This is a genomic window from Niallia sp. FSL W8-0951, assembly GCF_038006525.1.
In the GTDB taxonomy this organism is placed as follows: Bacteria; Bacillota; Bacilli; order Bacillales; family Cytobacillaceae; genus Niallia; species Niallia circulans.
Window position 1 is genome coordinate 1,769,041 of sequence record NZ_JBBOVK010000001.1, and the last position, 19,992, is coordinate 1,789,032.

Consider the following 19,992-nt stretch of genomic DNA (forward strand, 5'->3'; position numbering starts at 1 on the left):
GGTTAGCCCATTGTATAATTATGGTATTAACCAAAGGGGTGGTATGAATTGAAAATTGTTTCTTGTGGGGACTCTATTACCCAAGGTCTAGGAGTTAGTGATCATTCGTACATTGATTTAATTGCTCAAAAATTCAACAATGTTGCTAATTTGGAAACAGAATTGTTTAATTTCGCAGGAAGTGCTATGCAAGTTAAAGAATCTGCTTATAAGCTTGAAGATATTATATCTTTAAATCCTAACTATGTATTTGTTATGCACGGGATAACTGAATCAATTGTTCGTCCTACTAATAATTCTTTGAAATTTATGCCTAAAAAATATAGAAAAATTGGTTGGTTAGACCCAAGACCGTATTTTTCTTCTAAGTTATTTAAAGGTAAGTATCAAAAAATAGAGTCTGCTCTTAGATGGAGAGTCAAGAATAAATTGATTGAATACGATGGTGGGATGCAATTGACTCCACTGGAAGACTTTAAGATTTACTTTAGTCAGTTTATTGAGGGTTTGGTTAATAATACTAAAGCAGATATTATTCTCGTATCACATTGTGGTATAGATGAACGTTATTATCCCTGCTCCCTCTCTTCTTTGGAAAAATACAAGGAATGGATTTTTGATTATTCTACTAAATTCGAGAATAGAATAAAGCTTGTAGATGTATCAATTCTTTTAAATAAATGGGACGATTATTTTTCTGATCATTTCCACCCTAATCAAAGCGGACATGAAAAAATTGCTGATTACATTTACGATACTATATCGCTTCAATCATTAGATTTAGTTACAAATTTATGAGTTCTCTAAACAAATAGAGAACTCTATTTTTTCATTAAATTATTTTGAATTTTCTTAGCAGTGATACATAGGTTTTTTCTTGTTGTTTTTGTAATATTATTGGTCTCTGTATATTTCCAATTACATATTTTCCATAAGGTAGTTTATTAAATATTATAGCTACTAGTATGGACGTAGATAGAGCTATTAAAAATATAAACATTGTAAACAGATATATATTTAAAAACGAAAGTTTGTTTATTAGAGAGCTTAGTACATTGATTAATGCAATATGTAATAAGTATATGCTAAATGAACAATTATTTATTACAAGCATTAGATAAGGTATTCTCTTCATTTTTAGAGATATGTGTACAATTAAGCAAATCATTGTTGGTGTAAATATTAGTATCCCTACTGTCTTAGAAGACGGTATTGTTAGTAACCCTGTGTATCTTAAACCCAATACAAATATTAGCGTCAATAAAGGCATTATATAAACTAACAATTTATACTTATTCAACAAAGTTTTAAAATATTGATAATGGGTGCCGCAATAATATCCCATTGTAAAATAAAATACCCATCCTACAAATGGCATCCAACTAGAATAATACCAAATATATTCTGATAGAGGGTTTGTAAAATTGAAAAAACCTAAGTAAATTAGATTAATAAGTAAAGAAATAGTTAGTACCATTGTTGGTTTATACTTCTTTAAAGTTTTATTTAATAATGCGTGAAGAATATAGAACTGGAAGATAATTACAACAAAATATCCTGTATAATCAGCTAGAAAAATATTTTTGAAAGTTTCTATTAGAATATTGGAAAACAAAAATGACATCTCATTATTTTGAATATCAATCAAAGCGTAAAAGAAAGCCATAAAAATATAAGGAATTAATAAAAATCTAAACCTTTTTATGAAGAAACCTTTTGGAACTCCATCTGAATATGATTTAGCTAGTAAAAATTCAGAAATGAAAATAAAAGTTGGTGTTCCAAAATTTAAAATGGTTCTTATAATTGCTAACACTTTTTCATCTAGTGAGCTATAGTGGTCGACGTTTTCTAATGCAAATCCAATAGAATGAATTAACACGACTGCTAAACATGAAATACTTCTCAATAAGAATATTTCGTTTATTATCTCTTTTTTCATCTTTACACCTCAACATTTCTTTATAATGTCCTATATCGTTCATTTTAAAGAACGTTTATTATATTTACAATATGTTTTTATAGAAGTGTAAGAAATAAACAATTTAATAGTTTGGCATTTAAGGAGTTTCTGAGAAATCGGAGACTCCTTTTTTATATGCAAAAAAAAAATAATTAGGAGGAATTTGTAATGACTTTTAAAATTGGAACTTGTGCTGGTCACGGTGGTTTTGGAGTAACTCCTGGAAAACGTACTCCTGATGGAGAATACGAATGGAATTTTAACGATAGGGTACTGTGTGCTTTTATATCTAAAATGAAAGAATATGAAGGCGTTGAAGTTAAACGTTATGATGATCCGACAGGTAAAACAGACGTACCATTAAAAACACGTACAGATAAAGCTAATGCTGATAAAGTGGATATTTATATCTCCTTCCACCACAACGCTAATAGTGGTAAATGGGGAAATTGGGGCGGAGTTGAAACTCATGTTCAAACTGGAATCAAAGGTCAAGCATTAGAAATGGCTCAAGCAGTTCAACCTATTCTAGTAAAAACATATGGTTTGCGTGATCGCAAAATTAAATTCTCTGATCTACATATTACTCGTGAGACTAAAATGCCTGCCATATTAATCGAAGGTGGCTTTATGGACTCTACAACTGATATCAGTAAACTTCGTAGTGATGCAGTGCTCAAAGACGTTGGAAAAGGTATTGCTGATGCTATTGCTAAATGGAAAGGTTTAAAGAAGAAAGCTACTCCTAAACCTACTACTCCTATTAAAAATACTAAACCTACTGAGGTTAAAGCTAAATCCCCTTCTATTGTTTATGAAGCTCATGTTCAAGGAATTGGATGGCAAGGTAAAGTATCCAATGGTAAAACTGCAGGTACTACAGGTCAATCTAAACGGCTAGAAGCGTTAACAGTTAAATTAGAAAACAGTGATGCTAAGATAGAAATGGAAGCTCATGTTCAAGGTTTAGGTTGGACTACTTTTAGAACTAACGGTGAGGTAGTTGGGACTATTGGAGAAAGCTTACGACTTGAAGCAGTTAAAATTAAAGCTAAAGGGCTAGATATCCAATATCGTGTTCATGTAGAAAAAGACGGTTGGACACCTTGGAAGAAAAATGGTGAAGCTGCTGGAACTACAGGTCTATCTAAACGTGTTGAAGCTATTCAGATTAAATTAGTTTAAGGTACCAATCCACTTCTGTTTGTTCAGTTGGGGATTTTTATTATTAATTCTTAGGAGGAATATGAAATGGAAGCTATTCAGCAATTATTACAAAGTCAATTTATTGAATTATTATCAACTGTGTTAGTTGCATTCGCTGGTATTATCACAACTTACGTGACTAAATTTTTAAAACAAAAAGGTTTGCTTGCTAAATTAGAACATAATAAAGGTTTAGTTAAAATCGTTGTCAATGCAGTAGAACAAGTTTCACATGAATTAAAAGGTGAAGAAAAGTTCGAAATTGCAAAAGGACAATTATTAGATCTCTTAGCATCTAAGAAAATTAAAATTAGTGAAGAAGAGTTGAATCAATTAATTGAAGCTGTAGTCAAAGAAGTTAAAGCAGCATCTAAATAACATAAGAAAACCCAGTGAGGAAATGGAGACTAACCTCACTGGATTCCTATTCTTCATGAAGTAACTCTTGGTGATAAACAGTGGTAATAATACTATTTCCATAAAAGTTAAATTTTATTAGGAATTTTTAAAGAAAGACTCACAACTTTGACACTAAATAGCAAACATATATTATTCTTTATATTCTATTTCCACAGTAAAATTTTCTCTGTTTTTCAAACCTTTTGCTGTACTATCTAACTTAGACTCATTAGAAGTGAAGTATACTTTATTTATAATCGTTTTAAGAAAGGCGTTAACTTCTATAGTATTCATATCATCAATAAAATCGATTTGATTAATAATATAATTTAATCTATTTATCTCTTCATCTCTGTTTTTAACAGAGTTCTTTTTTATTTCTAGTAACTCTATTTCGCCTTCAACTGATTTCAATTGTTCATCTATCTCATTTTTAAACTCTTCGAATTCACTCTTTGAAATTTCACCATCAGATCTCATTACTAGTAGATTTTTCTTTCTGGTATTCAACTTATTTCTGTTAGCTTTTAAAGAACTGATTCTTATTTCTAAGTTTTTAATTTCTTGATTATCATCACTTTTAAGGAGTATATCTCTTTTCTTTTCTAGTGACTTTTTTTCTCGCTTAATGTCTTCAAAAACAAGTTTTTCGATTTCATCATATTTACGTCCCCTATCAGTACATACATCAGTCACTATTTTACTACCGCATGATTTAATATAATATGTGTTGGTTTTTCCATCAGTTCGAATATATCTTCTTCTTTTACACACACTGCAATAAATTAATCCGTGCAACTTAACATGTACAGTGCCTTTTTCTCGTAAATTAAACTTTTGATCTTTAACTCTTGTTTTTTGAAGGGCTAGAAATGTCTCTTTTGAAATAATTCCCTCATGGGCATTTTCTACAAAAACTTCATCCACTACTTTACCATTAACCCTTCTCTTCATAGCGACTGTACCATAATAAACTGGATTTTTTCGCATTAGAGAAATATGAGTGGTAGTGATTGTTTTCCCTCTTTTTGTTCTCCAATTTAACTTGTCTAATTCTATTGTTATCCGATGAGCAGAATATCCCTCCAATAGTTTGTTGAAAATAAATCTAACAATCTTAGCTTCGTTTTCTTCTATTTCTAACTTTTTTTCTTTATTTTTCTTGTATCCTAATGGAACCCGATTGCTTCCTACCCATTTACCTTGACCGGCAGCCGCTAACCTTCCTCTACTCATTCTTTTCCTAATTTGTTTCCATTCGTAGTTAGCTAATAGACTAGAAAAGCTGTATAATAAATCATTGGATTCGTTATTAAAATCTATTTCTCCTGTTGGAGTTAAAATTTTTATGTCATTCATATAAAAGATTTGTTTTAATTGTTCTGCATAAACATTATCCCTAGTCAAACGATCAATATCCATGCATAAAACATAGTCGTATTCGTGGATATTTTCTAATAATTTATTCAATTCCACCCTTGTTGAATTCATTCCACTTGATACTTCTTGATATATATCATATTGCAAGTTATTGTTTTCAGCTAATTTTATTAGAGCCTCTCTATGATTATGAAGGGCTTCTACTAGTCCTTTTTGTTCTTCGTCCCTTGATAATCGTAAATATAGTGCAGCAAGCATTAGTCAATCACCTCTAAAGTCAATTATACCAACACTTCACACTTACTGTAAATAAGATTTTTTACATCCGTGATTTTTCCGACCGTTCCATATATCGTGATCACGACTGTATCACCAATTTTGAATTTTGGTTTTTTTCGATTCGCCATAATAACAAATCCTCTCTAAACAAGATTGTGTGGCACTGCTACTTATGCGTTTTTCCCCCACACTCTTGAATAGAATATTTGATCCATGAAGATGGGGGATATTAAAGGAATATTATCCTATCTTCAATTACCATGTAATTTCCATCCTTTTCCGGCTATACTTTCACTTATTTGGTACTACTATCATATGCAACAAACCACTATTCGCGCATAAAAATTCTCTATCTTCCTAATTGTGTTATTGTCACTCCTTAAACGGTTTATTCATTATATGTGTATAGGTTAAAAGGAAGAATACTTTCCAATGTTTAAGTACAAGCATCAGCTCTTCCTTTTTTTCTTCTTATTATTTAAGGAATAATTAACCTTTTAGACAGGCAACATTAAGAAGATAAAAAAACATCCAAACAAATTGTGGTTGGATGTTTTCAATAGCTATAATTCTTCTTTTCTTCTTGAAATAAATATTTCTCCCATGCCTCATCAAAAATACGCATGCTCGGAAGATAATGACCATTTAATTCTAGATAATCGCTTATTTCATCATAATCAAAACTATTTTTGGGAAAATCATGATCAAGATAAGCTTCATTCGCAAATTCGCTAATTTGATCATTTGGTTCGGGATGTCTAAACTTCATAAGAAAATGATAAAAAGATTTAGTCATGATCTCACCTTCCTTGATCGATAGATATAACGTATACTATACATAATTGAAAATAATGGTGCAAGTGATTTAGTTGAATTTAAATTCATTCAATAGTAATTGTTCGAAGAGCCTAAATTTCTTCTCATTCAAAATACAATAAAATTACTGGTTACCTTGTATTTCTGTAGGGTAATTTAATGAACAGGATATTCGTTAATTAATAAGGAGGGTAAGAAAATAGAAAAATGAAAAAAGGATTGAAATATTTTATTTACTCTCTTATTTTTATTGTCATAACCAGCATGGCATATGCATTAGTTCATTCTGAACAACCGAAAAGAAATGTTTACAAAAAAATTACGGATGGAAAACAAGTGAACTATTTAATTGTAGGCGATAGTATTGGCAGGAGTTCAGGGGCAAGCAACAATCATCGAAAATGGTTTCACCTTATGGAAAGGAGCTTAACAGAAAAATATGGAGGCTCATTTAAAAAACAGTTAGTAGTACAAAGCGGAGCCACTGCATTTGAAGGATTATATAAATTGAAAAATAGTTTATCTAAAAATATTGATTTAGTATTTATTGTATTTGGAGAAAATGATCGAAAATATATGGATGATAAGCAATTTTATTTCTTTTATCAGTCTTTATTAGAAGAGGTTGTCCTCCGTTATCCTGATGCAGAATTAATAACAATTACAGAAAGCAGTCTAGATAATGAGGACTTTGTGAACGTTATAAAACAGATATCTAAAAACTTTTATGCAACAAATATTGATATGAGAATTCCTTTTCGAGAATCTAGATTATCAACTGAACGATTAACAAATGATCTTGTACACCCAAATGACTATGGATATTATCTATATGCTCAAGAAGTCGTTAATACGCTGCAAAAAGCAATTCACGATAAAAAGAAAGTACTGACTTCTACTATACCTGTTAATGAAGTATCTAGTTTGAAGATGAAAACCAGTTATCCTATTGATTTAATCGACCCTTCTTTCCGAAAAAAAGATGGTTATTATACATCCGGTAAAATTGGCGCAAATATTGAATATCATTTTAGTGGTTCTTTTTTAGGAGTAAACGTAATCAGAAGTGAAAAGGGTGGAATGATGGATGTATTTATAGACAATAACTATGTAACTACTATTTCCACATGGTGGCCATTTAAAAAAGAAAGATCACTCTATGTCACTAGCGGTCTAAAAAATACGGATCATAAGGTTACTTTTCAAATTTCCGCACATAAATCAAGATATAATATAACCGATCAACATTTGATCCAAATATCTTCTATTATCACTAATTAGCAAAAATACTTCCTTGAAGAAAGGGGGGGATACCTATCATGGCATCCCCCTTTCTTCTATTATCTAAATAAACTTAAATACTTACCGTATCCTTTTTCTTCCAATTCTTCTTTTGGTATAAACTTCATCGCTGCTGAATTCATGCAGTATCGTAAGCCTGTAGGTTGCGGACCATCATTAAATACGTGACCAAGATGAGAATCAGCCTCCTTACTTCTCACTTCTGTGCGTATCATTCCATGACTAGTGTCTTTCTTTTCCGTTAATTCTTCTTCATCAATTGGCTTTGTAAAACTTGGCCATCCACAGCCAGCATCATATTTATCAAGGGAACTGAATAATGGTTTTCCTGAAACAATATCGACATAAATCCCATCACCAAATTCATCCCAATATTCATTACGAAATGGTGGTTCTGTTCCATTGTTTTGTGTTACTTCATATTGTATGGGTGTTAATTTTTCTTTTAGTTTGTCTTTTTCCATTACTCATCTCTCCAATTCTCTTGAATATATGCTGCACGTCCTGATCCAATATGATAACGATTATAATGTTCAGGATTCTTTCTGTAATAATCCTGGTGATAATCCTCCGCAGGATAAAAAGTAGATGCTGGAAGAATTTTTGTTACAATCGGTTTACTAAATCTACCACTTGATTCTAATTGTTGTTTAGATATTTCAGCTGCTTGCTTTTGTTCCTCACTATGGTAAAAGATTGCTGTTTGATAGGATTGACCGCGATCATAGAATTGCCCCCCTGCATCAGTTGGATCAATTTGCTGCCAATAAATACTAAGCAAATTTTCATATGAAAAAACATCTGGATCATATGTAATTTGGACTGCTTCATAATGTCCCGTCGTTTCAGAACAAACTTCTTTATAGGTTGGATTCTCTTTATGTCCTCCTGTATACCCAGAAACAACTTTGATAATCCCTGGCTCCTGATCAAAAGGCTTAACCATACACCAGAAACATCCTCCTGCAAATGTTGCCACTTTTACATTTTCCTTCACATCTATACCCCCCTAAATAACTTTCTCCTCTTTTTTATTCCCTTATCTCCATGATTTCACACTATTAGCTTAATGTTTATAAGAGAAATATGCAAAAATTAAGTCTCTAAAAGAAACGTAAATCCCCTGATTCATAAGACCAAGGGATTTTTTATAAAAACAATCAAGTAACTACTTCTTCTTAAATTGTTTATTCCTATTTTTCCATATTTTCTTTTGATCTGATTGTGCTTTTTTATCTTGTCGTCTCTCAAGAAAAGCCAGTTCTCTTAACAGCTTTTTATAGCTAAGTAATCGTTCTTCTTCGATTTTCCCATTTTCAATAGCAAGCTTTACTGCGCAGCCAATTTCCTTTTCATGCTGACAATCTCGGAATTTACAATATGCTGCAAATTCTTCTATTTCAGAAAAACTATTAGAAATACCCTCTTCACTATTCCATAATTGCAGCTCCCTCATTCCTGGAGTATCAATTAATACTGCACTATTCGGCAACAAAACCATCTCTCGATTTGTAGTAGTATGTCTTCCCTTTGCATCGGACTCTCTAATTCCTTGGACTTCCTGTTTATTGTATCCGCATAGATAATTTGTTAAAGTAGATTTCCCGACACCAGATGAACCTAATAAAGCGACTGTCTTTCCAGGAGAAAGAAATGTTTTCAACGTTTCTAATCCAATGTTATTTACAATACTTACTACTATAATAGGAATACCAAAAGCTACTGATTCTACCAAAGTGACTTTTTCACTAATATCATCTACTAAATCCGCTTTCGTTAAAACAATGACCGGACTTGCTCCACTTTCCCATGTTAAAGTTAAATAGCGTTCTATTCTTCTTATGTTTAAATCTTCATTCAATGAATTAACTAAGAAAATAGTATCAACATTGGCTGCTACTATTTGTTCTTCGGTACTATTACCTGCTACTTTTCTAGAAAATTTGCTTACTCGAGGTAATATGTTTATAATGGTTCCTTTTTCTTCAAGAATTCTCGGCGAAACAATCACCCAATCGCCAACTGCGGGTAATTCTTCTCTTGACTGTGCAGTGTATGCTAATTTTCCGGATACTTCACATAAAAGCTCACCATATTCCGTCCACACTCGATACATTCTTTTCTGTTCTAAAGAAATTCTGCCAATTATTTGATTTTCCTTTGCAACCATTTCAAACGCTTCTTTAATAGTTTCGTTAAAACCAATCTGGGTTAATTCCATGTATAGACCTCCAAATATTTGTAAATTAAAAAACCATGGTGCATACAGCCCATGGTTTCCCTACAAACATTTAGAAGTCTCCACATAAGAACTTATCGTCTATCTATAGATGACAAATACTCATTTATTGACGTAACCGTTTGGGCTGTATGCTATATGAATAAACGATTTAAAAAATGTATTGTTACTCATAAGACATCAGCCCCTTTCATTTATTAATTTTATTATATAAATATTCAATTAAATTGTAAAGCCTATTTTATTAGGCACTCTCCCTAATCTTTAGCATATTCTATTTTCAGAAGACTCTTTTCTTCATCTGTCAAGCTGGATTTACTTTTAAATCGTAATGGAAAGTAAGAGAATTATGAATATTAGGGGGAAGTTCCATGACAAGAGATCATTTTCACTCCATCCAAGAAGCTGGAATGTATAACGTATTAAGTGATTACTATAAATATACGAATCCTGAATTACATGTATATTATTATCATAAGCATCTTCAAAGCTTAACCCATGCTTTAAAGAAGGAAAGTAAGTCTGCTATTGTCTCGGACATCCAAAGGCAAAATGAATATGGGAAAGTCAGGTTTTTACAAGGCACTAATAACTTGCCTGCTGTTGATATTTACATGAATGGTATATGTCTGTTAAGAGAAGTATCCTTTAAAACGATGAGCAATGAATTAACATTGCCTGCTGGAAAATATCAACTGGATATATATGAAACTGGGAAGCAGATAGATCCATTATCCAGTCAAATATTGAATATTGATTGTAATGCATATCATACTTTTGCTCTTGCTGGCAATGAAAGAAACCTAACAATACATTCATTTCCTGAATTTCCAATTGTACCAGCAAACGAAACAAAACTACGAATTATTCAACTGGCAGAAAACCTGCCAACCATTGATATCGCGGTTCAAAAAGGAGATATCGTATTTCCATCCATTCCTTATAAAGGAGCAAGTTCTTATTTAGGATTGTTTCCAATGACTGTCTATTTAGAAGCAAGAAATACAGAAACAAAGGAAGTATTAAAGAAATTTCCTGCTCTCCAATTAGAAGCCGATAAAACATATAGTGGATTTATTGTCGAAGGAACCGATGAAAAAACTTGTGAATTATTAATTTTTTCCTGTTAGCATAAAGAGGCTATTCTCAAAATCTCCCACCAATAATCCATACATTTGGGATAGGAGACTTTTTAGAAATAGCCTTTCATTCTTACTTATTCAGTTGGCAGCAATAAATTAAATTGAATTATATTTTGTTCTAAATCAAATGTTTTCGCCTCTACTAACATTCCGTTTTTCAAGTCCATCTTAGTTAAATGAACATATATTTCTTCTTCATTTGGCTGAATATCAACCCAATCTGGAAAATTATATTGATTTTCAATGAAATTCATTACATAAGATACGGGTAACGGCAGATGACCAATACTTATTTCTTTTTGTTTTAATAATAAATCCCCATTTTCTAATGCTATTGGTTCAAAGGTTAATTTCATTTGAATATCTGTTTGAAAAATCGGCATCGTACCATATAGCTCTACTTGATCCGCTATATTTATTTCATAATGAATCGGACCATTAAGTCCTTCTTTTTCTAGAAAATGATTAATTAGCTTCGTCAAATCCTCACGATTTGTTGTAACAGCAAATGGAACTTCTTCTCCTTGCTGCTTTAATATCGGTGTCTTCTCAACTGGTTTAAATATCATTATCGCTATATAAATGATACCAAGTACAAGAACACCTGCTAATGTTAAAAATGCTAGTTTCCACTTGTTCTTAAACAACCTTTTCTCCTCAATTCTCCGTCTGCAAATTCTCCAGTATATCAGCTAGTGGCGCTGTTAACATCTTTTCATAGATGGCTTCAGCAATAAGTTGATATCCCTTGTCATTAGGATGAAAATAATCTTCATAAAGTAAATCTGATGTTGGATTTTCAAAAATATTCTCGATACTCACGAAATATGTATGCTCATATTTTGCTAATACCCTTTCACTTGTACTATTCCAATCGGCCACAATTTGATTCATTTCTTTGATATCGGAAAACATCTTGATAAATGGGTTATAGACCCCAACTACTATTACGACAGCTTTAGGATTGTATTCTCGTATACTAGCCAAAACATTATTTAGATTATCTTCATATTCGCTTAATTGTGCCTTAAAAGAATCCATTTGCAAATTGGTAATATTATTTCGTACAACTTTCATAATATCATTTCCACCAATAGTAATAATTACACCATCTGCTTTTTTAATTGACTCACTAACTTCCTCTGTTTTAATTCTTTTTAATAACTGATCGGACCTGTTGCCTCTTACCCCATAATTCAAAAAATCTGCCTTATTTACTCCTTTAGTTTCTTCAAGTAAAGTTTGCAGATATGGAATATATCCCCCTTTTCCAGTGCTGTCACCAACACCTTGTGTAAGAGAATCTCCAACAGATACTATTGCTAATTCTTTTGGTAAAAAACTGACTGGTATATCCTTTTTATTCAAAACTACCATATCTTTTTCTGTATTATAGAGTGTCTGATTGGAGCAGGAAACAAGCATTAAAAGAGAAAATAATAAAACAAGAAAGGTAAATGGTTTTTTCATCTTTTCACCTACCTTCATTTTTTATAGTATAGCATATTGAAGAGAATTCGAAATGAATTTATGCACTTATTTTTTTCCAATAAGCTCCCAATATGCATCCTAATCACTGCGAAATAAGTAAAAAATTCTCTTATTTAAACTTTTTCTTTTAGGAAACTCTAAATTCATCCATATGTAAGGAGAATTACTTTTTTTACTCATTAAGATAGAGAGGGATGAAAATTCTAAATAACGTGCCCCTTCCTTTTTCGCTTTGTACTTCAATATGTCCTTTCATCTGCTCAACCATCTGATAACAAACCATTAAACCCATCCCAGTCCCCTTTTCTTTTAACGAATAAAATGCAGTACCTAATCGGTTTATCTCTTCTTCTGTCATTCCTATTCCAGTATCCTCTATTTCAAATACCCCATATTTCTTTACTGGATAAAGGTTAATAGTTATCGTTCCTCCATTTTTCATTGCTTCAATTGCATTTTTTAAAATATTTATAAGTACTTGCTTTAATTCATTATTATTAGCTTCTAGGTATACTTGTTGAATATTCTTTTTAAAGTGAATACCTTTGCCCATCATTGCATAAGAGTGCATTAAGTCAATGACTTTATTTGCCAATGCTGCTCCATCAACCTTTTGTGATTGTTCCACATCAGGCTTTGCTAAAGATAAATAATCATTAATAATTGTTTCTGCGCGATTCATTTCCTCAATCATTAATTTAATATATGTTCTTTCTTCTTCACTCATATGTTCTTTTGCATAAAAAATTTGCAAAAAACCTTTGACGACAGTCATCGGATTTCTTATTTCATGAGCAACAGATGCAGCAAGCTGACCAACTGCATTCATTTTCTCCGCTCTTTGTAATTCCTTATTCATTTTCAAGTAATCTACAATATTATCCATTTGCATAAGTGCTTCTTCCATTGTAGTTAGTTGAAAATCCTTTGATATTGTTCCAAGCTCTTTTGCAGTATTGGTTAAACGATAGAAAAGAGACGCAAGATTAGCAACAACTTCATTATAATTTTTCATCAACCCTTGTAATTCTGAGTTCTCATTTATCTCCATTTTAACATCAAAATTCCCACCACTTATTTCATTCAAACCTACCATCATTTTGTTAATAGGGTGAAGGATTTTATTTAACCAGTTTCTTATATAAATAAACAGAAAGATAAAGCTAATTAAAAAGAAAAATATCATTTGAAGTGCGAGTTTTTTCAGAAAATAGAACTGGTCATTGAGTTTCCTTTCCATTCCAATAACGCCCACCAAATGGCCTTTTTTATCATAAATAGGAATGAAGGAACTCTTATAATGGTCTTTATTAAGTTTGTATATGCTACTGTGCTGAACTTCATGCATAGTAATTGTTCTCTTATATACAGGCATTATATTTTCTGCTAGTCTATCAACATAATGAATTCCTATTTTTTGATTTTGCTGTGAGATAACAGCTATATGATTTTGCTTCTCATTTTCTGCTAATACCGATATATAAATGCGTTCCTTTATTTCCAAAATGCTTTTATTAAAATCTGGAGAGTTGATTATATTATGAAGTAGTTGCTTAGAATCAGTCCTTTTCGATTCACCCATATGCAAGGAAACATTATCACTTAATAATGTTAAAATTTCTTCCCCATCCTTTTCAAAATATGTCTTCCACTCTTTATACTGGTAATAGAATATGAATGTTACAAAAAGCATGAGAAGAAAAAAGGGCAGAAAAAAAGAAACAACTTGATATTTATTTGCAAACGGAATAGTATTATATTTTTTTATCATACTGGCCACCTATTTCTTATATTCCTTGGTTACAAAAGACATACTATACTTGAAACTACTTCTCCCAATTACAATTGAATTATATATCGTTATTTATGTTCGTTATCTTAATTTATATGTTGATTCGACATTTTCACTTAAATTCCCTTTAATTACCCCATTTTTTTAATTCACTAATTTTAAAAAAAGAGGAGGTATGAATTGCTCTTTCCTTCTAATGAATAAGAGGATTCTACATTTATCCTCACAAAATCAAAGTGTTTCAGATATAACTTATTTAGACAGAAAAAGCCAAACAATCACAGGATGTTCCTATGATTGTTTGGCTTTTATTGTTTTTATATTCCTATAACCCACAACATTCTTTTTGTCGAGCAGCAATCTGCCTTTTGCTGAATCCTACAATAAAAGAATGATTATTCCATATAATAGCTAAACCCGATTGCCCCTGGTCCCGTATGGGTGGAAATGATAGGAGTTGTATAGTCAATATCAACTCTATTAAAACCAGTAGCCTTTTCTATTGCTTCTTTCAATTTAAGCGCAACATCTAGGCTGCCAGCGTGTGTAATGCCTACCCCTTTGATCTTTTTTCCTATGTTGTCTTCCGCAAAGGCATTAGCTAAATATTTCACTGCTTGTGAACGACTTCGTACCTTTGCTACAGGTGTATATACACCGTCCTCTAGAGTTGCAATGGGTTTAATATTTAATAAAGAACCTAGAAACGCTTTCCCTTTTCCTATTCTTCCGCCCTTCATTAAATTCTCTAATGTATCTACTACAACAAAAAGTTTCGTATGTTTTTTCACATGATTTAATCTTTGCAAAATTTCGGCTGCGTTATGCCCGTTTTTTACCATTTCTGCTGCTTCTAATACTTGAAAAGATAAACCTTTAGAAATAAATTCTGAGTCTACAACAAAGACGGTTGCCTTTGTTAATTGGCTGGCACTTTTAGCTGATTCTACTGTCCCACTCATTCCACCAGTCATATGAATGGAAATTATATCAAAGCCTTCGTCTGCAAGTTCATCATATTTTTCCACAAAAGTGCCAACAGATGGCTGGGAGGTTTTAGGTAGCTCATCTGCTGCTATCATCTTATCGATAAATTCCGCTGGTGAAATATCTACTCGATCCAAATATGATTTGTTATCAACATAAATAGATAAAGATACTACCTCAATTTCATATTTTTCTAAAATTTCTTGTGATAAATCTACCGTTGAATCTGTTACAATTTTGATTTTTTTCATTTCACACTTCCTATTAATCATTCATTTTTCAATTAAGCGCTTACTTTATTATACATTTATTTTTATTATATTCCTATGCTGCTTTGTATTTTTTTGAGCATCTATTATCCACTATACCACAAATTAAGCATTTCGTAACCTGTGAATCGCATCACAATCTCTGACGAAATAACTGAACTCAAAACGCTTTAAAAAGTAAATGCATGCTCAAAAAACCATGCGCTCAATAACAACGCGCATGGCCATATTAGATGGATTAGACCAGTAAATGGAATAAGTTAGAATCTCTATTCACTTCCGTATACGGAAATCCTTTTTTATCCATTCGTTCAATTAATTCTCTGTAATCATCCCTATTTTTCAGTTCTAAACCTACAAGTGCAGGACCACTTTCCTTATTATTCTTTTTGACGTATTCAAATCGAACAATATCGTCATCAGGTCCCAAAACATCATCTAAAAACTCTCTTAGTGCACCTGCTCTTTGCGGAAAATTAACAATAAAGTGATATAATAAACCTTCATATAATAAAGAGCGTTCTTTAATATCCTGCATGCGATCAATGTCATTATTACCACCACTAATGACAACCACAACATTTTTGCCTTTTATTTTTTCCTTATACAAGTCTAGCGCAGCAACTGGAAGAGCTCCAGCTGGTTCAGCGACTATGGCATGCTCATTATATAAAGACAAAATCGATGTACATACTTTGCCTTCAGGCACTAACACGATATCATCTACATAATCTCTGCAAATTTCAAAATTCTTTTGTCCAACACTCTTGACTGCTGCCCCATCTACAAATTTATCAATTTTATTTAATGTTACTACTTTATTTCTAATTAAGGCTTCCTTCATCGAAGGGGCACCAGCTGGTTCTACACCAATCATTTTCGTTGCTGGAGAAACGCTTTTCATGTATGTACTTAACCCTGCCATTAAGCCACCGCCACCGATACTTGCAAACACAAAATCAATCGGGACATCAATATCATTCATCATTTCGATTGCCATTGTCCCTTGACCAGCAATAACATTTTCATCATTAAATGGATGGATAAATGCTCTTTCTTCCGCTTCTGCACACGCTACTGCTTCTACATATGAATCATCGAAAGTATCCCCTATTAAAACAATTTCTACATTTTCTTTGCCAAACATTTTAACTTGTGTGACCTTTTGCTTTGGAGTTGTTGCAGGCATAAATATTTTTCCATGCACATTTAAATAACGACAAGAATAGGCCACTCCTTGTGCATGATTCCCTGCACTTGCACATACTACGCCATTTTTCATTTTCTCTTTTTCCAGCATCTTCATGGAATAAAATGCTCCTCTTAGTTTGAAGGAACGAACATGCTGTAAATCTTCCCTTTTTAGATAAATGTTGCAATCATATTTTTCGGATAACCGATAATTTTTTTGTAAGGGAGTATGGGCTACTATGTCTTTAATACCTTGGTATGCAATAATAATATCCTCCAATTGCACCCATTTTTTCATTACATTTTGTTCCATTTCCACACCCTCATTTCTAACCATTTTAATTTGTACATTATATCATGAATTATTCTTTTATCACTAACAAAATTTTAAATTTTCATTTTTTTTAAACTTTTTTGACCACGTAAAATTATCTGATTGCAGCGTATTCGGCAATTGTTTGTTTTTATGAAAGAAATCCATTACAATTAGGGGATAAGGAGTGAATAAAATTATGAATTTTTCGATTAAAGATTTCTCATTAAAAGAAGAGATTGCAAATAGTATTACCCACGGGATTGGCTTTCTTTTAAGTATACCTGCATTAGTGATGCTGATCATTAATGCTGTTGAAACAGATAACCCATGGAGAATCGTCAGTTTCTCTATTTTTGGAGCATCCATGATTATCCTATATTTATGCTCCACCCTATTGCATAGCATTACCCATGAGAAAGTGAAGGACTTTTTCGAGATACTCGATCATTCTTCTATATATCTTTTAATCGCAGGTACCTATACTCCTTTTGTTTTAGTTGCTATCCGTGGCGGGTTAGGCTGGACACTATTTGGAATCGTATGGGCTTTGGCCATTATTGGTATTGTCTTTAAATGTTATTATGTAAAAAAATATATAGTTACTTCCACCATTTTGTACGTTATTATGGGCTGGCTGATAGTAATGGCTATTGTCCCGTTATATCATGCCATTGGCACAACTGGTTTTATGCTTCTCGTAGGCGGCGGGCTTTTATATACGATCGGAAGCATCTTCTATGTCATGCAAAAGATTCCCTACTTCCACGCTATTTGGCACCTATTCGTATTAGCAGGGAGTGCTTTAATGTATTTTTGTGTGTATCTTTATGTATAGAAGCAAGTTTTTAACATTCCTTGATGTTCCGTTATGAATAAGGTGACGAAGTAATCATATCTCAGTTTGTCCACAGTCTGACCTATCAATATGATAGGTTTTTTATCTTCAAAAAAGGTTATTGCAAAAATGGCAGGAACAAATCCCTGCCACTTTGATTTAAGATAAAAACTTTTTATGGGGCAAGGATGCCTAACCATGCAAAAATAATTGAAACAATGATAATTCCCATTAACAGCCAAGTTGTCTTAATTTTTTTGCCAAGCAACCAGTAAATTAAAAAAGTAACACCAATAGGTAAGAGACTAGGCATGATTCCGTCTAAGATATCTTGTACTTTCGTCACAGCATCACCAGAACCAAATTTCAGAGGTACTTTTACAACAACCATTGTCGCAATCATTGACCCTATTGTCATTAAACCTAGTATCGCGGTGGAATTTGTAATCCTCTCCATTAGACCCGACTTTTGAATTTTATCTAATAAACCCGCTCCCAGTTCATAACCTTTCATCATTCCAAAATATCTCATTCCAAGTGCTGGGATATTGTAAATCAGTAAAAAAAGAATGGCACCCAAAAGACTTCCATTTAAGGCTAGTGATGCCCCAATTCCTGCTGCAATAATGCGAAGTGTTCCTAAGAAAATTGAATCGCCTATTCCTGACAATGGACCCATCAAACTTACTTTCACATTATTGATTGAATCGATATCAAAGTTTTTGGGATCCCTTGCTCTTTTTTCTTCCATTGCTGTTATAATACCTAGTACTAATGTTGAAAAATAAACCGTAATATTAAAAAATTCCATATGCCTTTGTAAGGCCTTTGCTCTCTCTTCTTTGTTATTTTTATATAGTTTTTCAATGATAGGAATCATAGAGGAAGCAAATCCCATATGTCCTTGTCTTACATAGTTCCATGAAATTTCAAAAGGTAAGGATCTCCAAAAGACTTTCCTTAAGTCACTTTTAGTAATTCCCATAGTTTCATCCGCTTTCCTTTCGATAGAACTATTATCAGTAACATTACTCCTATTAGAAGTCATCATCCTCTACCTCCATATCATTATTTCCGGCAGCCATCTGTTTTTCATTCGTATGAGACATAATGAAAACAATACAAACAGCTAATATAGCTACAGCAAGAACAGGCAAATTAAGATAAGCTGTTAGGATAAGACCAATGAATAAAAACGGAACAATTTTTTTATTCAAAATCATCCGAAGCAGGATAGCAAAACCAAGTGCTGGCAGAATTCCCGCTGAAATAGATAGTCCATCTTGAATGAATGTTGGGATCATATTTAAAATATTTTCCATTACACTGGATCCTAAATAGAATGAAAGCGCGGTCAAAATTGCTAAAGGAAGATACATTCCAAAAATACCACCATACCAATGCATTCTGCTTACCCCTTTAAGATCTCCTTCTGTCGCATACTTATCTGCCTTATTTGCAAATAACGGTACAATAGCGATAAAAAGAAAGTTGCGGAGCATCATAACAAGCATAGCGATCGGTAATCCTAATGCGACTGCCATCCCAGCATCTTTATGCCCAATAATAGCAAAAGCTGTACCAAGAACACTCCCTGAAACGACCTCGGGTGGAAGTGCCGCTCCAACACCGACAGCCCCCATAAACGCTAACTCCAGAGTGGCACCAATTATACATCCAGCTTCTATATCTCCTAATGCCAATCCTACAAGAGGTCCTAAAACAATCGGGCGTGTTTGTAATGTTTTTCCTGTAAAATAATCACTATATCCAAAACATGCAATGAGAAATATTAATATAACCTCTAACACTATTTGTCCCTCCTTATTAATGCTTATTTAAATAACACCCAAAAAACTAAATGCTTGCATATAAAAAAGGGCAGGAATACCCTTTTCTATATGTATTACAGTATATTTTTGGCCAAAATTTTCTTATCATTAGGAATTTGTCTTATCTCAATTTCCACATTTCGCATCAGCATTTCTTTCAGTAATTTTTCTTCCTCTGGTAAGACATTAATTGCTTTCGAAATATTTCTTGATCCTTCTTTTGCCTTTATTCCACCTAAATTAATTTGCTTTATTTCTGGAATGGCTTCTGATAACTTAGCAGCATCTTCAATAGATTCAACAACAATAAATAATTTATATTTTTCGGTTGCTCCACTTTGAATTGCTCTAATCGAATCCTCAATATTTTTTATGACTAATTTAACGTTAGCCGGTTTAGCTAACTTCATTGTTGTTTTTTTTAAGTCATTTTTCGTTAGTTCATCATTGGCAATTAAAATGCAATCTGCACCAAGCATCGACGTCCAAGAAACAGCAACTTGTCCATGTAATAATCGATGATCCACTCTTGTTAATAAGATCATAACCTTCC

The 19,992-nt window shown here is 32.5% G+C and carries 21 protein-coding genes; 6 read left to right on the top strand and 15 right to left on the bottom strand.

Annotation, left to right across the window (positions count from 1 at the left end; translation table 11 throughout):
• Positions 1 to 48: 48 nt before the first annotated feature.
• Complete coding sequence (locus tag NSS71_RS08845; RefSeq protein WP_341151589.1) at positions 49 to 798, top strand: SGNH/GDSL hydrolase family protein; 750 nt, start codon at positions 49 to 51, stop codon at positions 796 to 798.
• 34 nt (positions 799 to 832) lie between these two features.
• Here NSS71_RS08845 and NSS71_RS08850 read toward each other — a convergent pair whose 3' ends face one another.
• Positions 833 to 1,942, bottom strand: a complete 1,110-nt coding sequence (locus tag NSS71_RS08850) for an acyltransferase family protein (RefSeq protein ID WP_341151590.1) — start codon at positions 1,940 to 1,942, stop codon at positions 833 to 835.
• 189 nt (positions 1,943 to 2,131) lie between these two features.
• On the opposite strand from NSS71_RS08850, the gene NSS71_RS08855 reads away from it, so the two are divergent.
• On the top strand, positions 2,132 to 3,148 hold the full coding sequence (locus tag NSS71_RS08855; RefSeq protein WP_341151591.1) for an N-acetylmuramoyl-L-alanine amidase: 1,017 nt from the start codon (positions 2,132 to 2,134) through the stop codon (positions 3,146 to 3,148).
• Positions 3,149 to 3,214: 66 nt separating this feature from the next.
• Positions 3,215 to 3,547 carry a phage holin, LLH family gene (locus NSS71_RS08860; protein ID WP_341151592.1) on the top strand — a complete coding sequence of 111 codons (333 nt, stop codon included), beginning with the start codon at positions 3,215 to 3,217 and terminating at the stop codon, positions 3,545 to 3,547.
• Between the two features lie 171 nt (positions 3,548 to 3,718).
• On the opposite strand, the gene NSS71_RS08865 is transcribed toward NSS71_RS08860, so the two are convergent.
• The 3 genes from NSS71_RS08865 to NSS71_RS08875 form a co-directional block, all read right to left on the bottom strand.
• A complete protein-coding gene (locus tag NSS71_RS08865; protein WP_341151593.1) occupies positions 3,719 to 5,206 on the bottom strand; it encodes a recombinase family protein in 1,488 nt (495 codons plus the stop codon).
• A 23-nt stretch (positions 5,207 to 5,229) separates the two neighbouring features.
• Positions 5,230 to 5,355 (bottom strand): hypothetical protein, encoded by a 126-nt coding sequence (locus NSS71_RS08870; RefSeq protein WP_341151975.1) that lies wholly within the window; start codon positions 5,353 to 5,355, stop codon positions 5,230 to 5,232.
• A gap of 428 nt (positions 5,356 to 5,783) precedes the next feature.
• Positions 5,784 to 6,023, bottom strand: coding sequence for a YozE family protein (locus tag NSS71_RS08875; RefSeq protein ID WP_047940462.1), 240 nt, complete (start codon positions 6,021 to 6,023; stop codon positions 5,784 to 5,786).
• Between the two features lie 227 nt (positions 6,024 to 6,250).
• Here NSS71_RS08875 and NSS71_RS08880 point away from each other — a divergent pair, with 227 nt between their 5' ends.
• Positions 6,251 to 7,324: a GDSL-type esterase/lipase family protein gene (locus tag NSS71_RS08880; protein WP_144580814.1), complete on the top strand. Its 1,074-nt coding sequence runs from the start codon at positions 6,251 to 6,253 to the stop codon at positions 7,322 to 7,324.
• Between the two features lie 59 nt (positions 7,325 to 7,383).
• Here NSS71_RS08880 and msrB read toward each other — a convergent pair whose 3' ends face one another.
• The 3 genes from msrB to rsgA form a co-directional block, all read right to left on the bottom strand.
• The gene (gene msrB / locus NSS71_RS08885; protein WP_047940460.1) at positions 7,384 to 7,809 is read right to left on the bottom strand and encodes a peptide-methionine (R)-S-oxide reductase MsrB; all 426 of its coding nucleotides are present in this window, start codon (positions 7,807 to 7,809) and stop codon (positions 7,384 to 7,386) included.
• Positions 7,809 to 8,342 (bottom strand): peptide-methionine (S)-S-oxide reductase MsrA, encoded by a 534-nt coding sequence (gene msrA, locus NSS71_RS08890; RefSeq protein WP_082138222.1) that lies wholly within the window; start codon positions 8,340 to 8,342, stop codon positions 7,809 to 7,811. The genes msrB and msrA overlap by 1 nt, the downstream gene beginning before the upstream one ends.
• Before the next feature lie 171 nt (positions 8,343 to 8,513).
• Positions 8,514 to 9,566 carry a ribosome small subunit-dependent GTPase A gene (rsgA, locus tag NSS71_RS08895; RefSeq protein WP_341151594.1) on the bottom strand — a complete coding sequence of 351 codons (1,053 nt, stop codon included), beginning with the start codon at positions 9,564 to 9,566 and terminating at the stop codon, positions 8,514 to 8,516.
• 389 nt (positions 9,567 to 9,955) lie between these two features.
• Between rsgA and NSS71_RS08900 the strand changes: the two genes are divergently transcribed.
• The gene (locus NSS71_RS08900; protein ID WP_341151595.1) at positions 9,956 to 10,714 is read left to right on the top strand and encodes a DUF4397 domain-containing protein; all 759 of its coding nucleotides are present in this window, start codon (positions 9,956 to 9,958) and stop codon (positions 10,712 to 10,714) included.
• A gap of 86 nt (positions 10,715 to 10,800) precedes the next feature.
• Here the strand turns inward: NSS71_RS08900 and NSS71_RS08905 are convergent, their stop codons facing one another.
• The 5 genes from NSS71_RS08905 to ilvA all read right to left on the bottom strand — a co-directional run bounded on the left by NSS71_RS08905 (position 10,801) and on the right by ilvA (position 16,769).
• Entirely contained in the window at positions 10,801 to 11,373 is a 573-nt protein-coding gene (locus NSS71_RS08905; RefSeq protein WP_047940457.1) for a YpmS family protein, read from the bottom strand.
• 10 nt (positions 11,374 to 11,383) lie between these two features.
• Positions 11,384 to 12,196 carry an SGNH/GDSL hydrolase family protein gene (locus NSS71_RS08910; RefSeq protein WP_047940456.1) on the bottom strand — a complete coding sequence of 271 codons (813 nt, stop codon included), beginning with the start codon at positions 12,194 to 12,196 and terminating at the stop codon, positions 11,384 to 11,386.
• 193 nt (positions 12,197 to 12,389) lie between these two features.
• On the bottom strand, positions 12,390 to 13,988 hold the full coding sequence (locus NSS71_RS08915) for an ATP-binding protein (RefSeq protein WP_095322274.1): 1,599 nt from the start codon (positions 13,986 to 13,988) through the stop codon (positions 12,390 to 12,392).
• Positions 13,989 to 14,404: 416 nt separating this feature from the next.
• Positions 14,405 to 15,247, bottom strand: a complete 843-nt coding sequence (locus NSS71_RS08920) for a DegV family protein (protein ID WP_341151596.1) — start codon at positions 15,245 to 15,247, stop codon at positions 14,405 to 14,407.
• Between the two features lie 256 nt (positions 15,248 to 15,503).
• Positions 15,504 to 16,769, bottom strand: coding sequence for a threonine ammonia-lyase IlvA (ilvA, locus tag NSS71_RS08925; protein WP_047940454.1), 1,266 nt, complete (start codon positions 16,767 to 16,769; stop codon positions 15,504 to 15,506).
• Between the two features lie 199 nt (positions 16,770 to 16,968).
• Between ilvA and trhA the strand changes: the two genes are divergently transcribed.
• Complete coding sequence (gene trhA / locus NSS71_RS08930; RefSeq protein WP_095322275.1) at positions 16,969 to 17,607, top strand: PAQR family membrane homeostasis protein TrhA; 639 nt, start codon at positions 16,969 to 16,971, stop codon at positions 17,605 to 17,607.
• 175 nt (positions 17,608 to 17,782) lie between these two features.
• On the opposite strand, the gene NSS71_RS08935 is transcribed toward trhA, so the two are convergent.
• The 3 genes from NSS71_RS08935 to NSS71_RS08945 all read right to left on the bottom strand — a co-directional run bounded on the left by NSS71_RS08935 (position 17,783) and on the right by NSS71_RS08945 (position 19,984).
• Positions 17,783 to 18,592, bottom strand: coding sequence for a PTS system mannose/fructose/sorbose family transporter subunit IID (locus NSS71_RS08935; RefSeq protein ID WP_217989367.1), 810 nt, complete (start codon positions 18,590 to 18,592; stop codon positions 17,783 to 17,785).
• A 52-nt stretch (positions 18,593 to 18,644) separates the two neighbouring features.
• Complete coding sequence (locus NSS71_RS08940) at positions 18,645 to 19,418, bottom strand: PTS mannose/fructose/sorbose/N-acetylgalactosamine transporter subunit IIC (protein WP_095322277.1); 774 nt, start codon at positions 19,416 to 19,418, stop codon at positions 18,645 to 18,647.
• A gap of 95 nt (positions 19,419 to 19,513) precedes the next feature.
• Positions 19,514 to 19,984 (bottom strand): PTS sugar transporter subunit IIB, encoded by a 471-nt coding sequence (locus NSS71_RS08945; protein ID WP_095322278.1) that lies wholly within the window; start codon positions 19,982 to 19,984, stop codon positions 19,514 to 19,516.
• Positions 19,985 to 19,992 lie beyond the last annotated feature (8 nt).